The organism is Vibrio sp. Vb0304, from assembly GCF_033338995.1.
GTDB lineage: Bacteria > Pseudomonadota > Gammaproteobacteria > Enterobacterales > Vibrionaceae > Vibrio > Vibrio alginolyticus.
Genome location: NZ_JAWOTT010000058.1, coordinates 1 through 2,310, shown reverse-complemented (window position 1 = coordinate 2,310; position 2,310 = coordinate 1). Strand labels below are relative to the sequence as shown.

Sequence of the window (2,310 nt, the reverse complement as noted above, 5' to 3'; positions counted from 1 at the left end):
CAAGCCCTTTCGTTACATCTGAGACATGAACAAGAACCGCTGATGGATTCATAATTTTTCTCCAACCACATAACGCCGCGTTAAGGGGTGAGTAACGCAATACCGAAGTTTCTGCATTTCACCGGAAACACTAAAACCAACGCATGGTAAAAATGCCACGCGTTACGAATCACTCTTAAACGCTTTGTTATGTGTTTTAAAAGCACGTATTGTTTTTTCTATTTCATAGTCTTCTAGCATGGGTAAAGTACGTCCAGATAAATTTAACCCCCATTCAGGTTTACTTTGTCTGCCCTCATAATCTCGACTTACAAACAGGGAATTAGGTTCATTCCATACAGTTGAAGGGATTAAATACAATTTAGGAGCAATGCCCTCTTTCAGTACTGCAAGAGCAAGTAAGTTGGTCTCACTTAGCTGAAACTTATCTTTTCGCACGAATACGTAGTTAGCGTCACGAATTGATTTAACCTGAATAGTTAAAAAGTTTTCTCCGGGCAGCCTTGCAACAAAATCTATCCCGCGGTCGTCGATCTCTGTCGTATAGACTTCAAAACCGAACATTGTAAGCTCCATTTTCACAAAGTACTCACTGAATGTCCCGACCTGCATTTTATTTAGTTCATTCCATTGATATCTCAAAATACTATCCTTTGACACATAACGCCCAATTAAGGTGTGAGGCACGCAATACCGATGTTGCCGCATACCACCTTAACCACTAAAGCCAATGCATACGAAAAATGCCACGCGTGCCGAATCACTCTTAAATTGTTTGTTAGGTGCGTAGCTTAATCTTGCACTAATCTGACCCATTTTGCCCGCCATGCCTGTGCTTCCATTGGGTCTGGCCAGAACTCTTTTTGCTTACTTATTAAGCCATTTTCAACGGTATGAAAAGTTATAGCTCGTGCTTTTTGAACACTATCTGTAATTGATACATCAGTGACAACTGTTTCACCGTCGCAAACTACAGAGTGAATTGTAAACTCCCAAATACCATTCGCTGGGTAATAGGAATTGATAGCCGTAAAGTTGTCTCGGCCAATAATAAGTTCACCAGACTGCGGCCAGAAACCCTCAAAGTCTGGGCTAAGCCACTCGCTTGCTTTGGCAAAGTCATTTGTTTTCATCGCATCCCAAAAAGCTAGGACGACTTCCTTTGAGTTCATGATTTTCTCCAAGCACCTAACGCCGCGTTAAGGGGTGAATGCCGCATAAACCAACTTTCTGCAAACCACTTTCACCACCAAAACTCACTGCATACCAAAAGTGCCACGCGGCATGAATCCCTCTTGAACGCCTTGTTATGGCTTGGACTTAACGTGTTCTTTACTTGCCTGACTCAATCATTTCTATGATTTTGTTGGCTTTTTCGAAGTGATCTAGCTGGTGAGTTTGAATCCACCAAGTAGCTGCCTCCATTAACAACTCTGGATCGTCGTTTTTATTAGCGAAAAATGCATAGAATGAAACTCCAACATTCTCGCCCTTTTGTACGATTTTCTTAGTACAAACATCTAACACTTTACGACGTAAGGATTCACGCATTCATTATGCCCACTTAGATTGAAGTAAAAACAATACTTTACACAACGAATAGAACACAAACAACAAATACTGTTCATCCAACCAGTATCATTTTAGAGAAAGCCATAACGCCTTGTTAAGGTGTGAGGCACGCAATACCTAAGCCTCCGCATACCACCTTAAACACTAAACCTAACGCATGGTAAAAATGCCACGCGTGCCGAATCACTCTTGAACAATTTGTTAGAAGCCATCACTTCACAGTATCTAGCATTGAAAAAACACTTGTTTTCAGTTCCGTAGTGCTCAAATACGTATTTGTTTGGGGCTCAAAAGTCGTAGCACTATAGCCCTCAGATAATAGATACGCTGTTGAAAGAGCTGATGTCATTTCAGAGAAATCACCTCCCCACCTCAGAGTAACTACCACCGGTTGTTGGTATTGCTGTGCGTCAAAAGAAGACAATTTGATTGAGGCTTTGTCATATGCAGATGTATGAATTTCCAAACCTGACTTTCTACCCGCTACTTTGGCTGGCAGATACCCCTTAATATCTCGAAGATCGATACCAGCTTCATAAACTATCGGAATCGATACTTTCTCTGCCAGTTCATTCATTTGAGAAGTGTTTGGCAAGGTTTCTAATGCCAAAACTACAAATAATTCCATTGCCATTTTAAGTTACCTAAGTTTGAGTGGCTTCTAACGCCCTGTTAAGGGGTGAGCAACGCAATACCGAAACCGCCGCAAACCACCTTAAACACTAAAATCAACGCATA

4 protein-coding genes are annotated in these 2,310 nt (G+C 41.4%); all 4 read right to left on the bottom strand.

Annotated features, from left to right (window positions below; genetic code table 11):
- Positions 1 to 162: 162 nt before the first annotated feature.
- Positions 163 to 564 (bottom strand): hypothetical protein, encoded by a 402-nt coding sequence (locus tag R7P35_RS23675; protein ID WP_212578330.1) that lies wholly within the window; start codon positions 562 to 564, stop codon positions 163 to 165.
- Between the two features lie 227 nt (positions 565 to 791).
- Positions 792 to 1,172, bottom strand: a complete 381-nt coding sequence (locus R7P35_RS23670; RefSeq protein WP_014232138.1) for a nuclear transport factor 2 family protein — start codon at positions 1,170 to 1,172, stop codon at positions 792 to 794.
- Between the two features lie 160 nt (positions 1,173 to 1,332).
- Positions 1,333 to 1,551 carry a DUF6500 family protein gene (locus R7P35_RS23660; protein WP_140332373.1) on the bottom strand — a complete coding sequence of 73 codons (219 nt, stop codon included), beginning with the start codon at positions 1,549 to 1,551 and terminating at the stop codon, positions 1,333 to 1,335.
- A 232-nt stretch (positions 1,552 to 1,783) separates the two neighbouring features.
- Positions 1,784 to 2,206, bottom strand: a complete 423-nt coding sequence (locus tag R7P35_RS23655) for a hypothetical protein (RefSeq protein ID WP_029789813.1) — start codon at positions 2,204 to 2,206, stop codon at positions 1,784 to 1,786.
- Positions 2,207 to 2,310: the final 104 nt, after the last annotated feature.

Bases quoted from the DNA above. Each gene is read 5' to 3' on its own strand.
- R7P35_RS23675 (WP_212578330.1), bottom strand. From the start codon at position 564: ATGTTCGGTTTTGAAGTCTATACGACAGAGATCGACGACCGCGGGATA.
- R7P35_RS23670 (WP_014232138.1), bottom strand. From the start codon at position 1,172: ATGAACTCAAAGGAAGTCGTCCTAGCTTTTTGGGATGCGATGAAAACA.
- R7P35_RS23660 (WP_140332373.1), bottom strand. From the start codon at position 1,551: ATGCGTGAATCCTTACGTCGTAAAGTGTTAGATGTTTGTACTAAGAAA.
- R7P35_RS23655 (WP_029789813.1), bottom strand. From the start codon at position 2,206: ATGGCAATGGAATTATTTGTAGTTTTGGCATTAGAAACCTTGCCAAAC.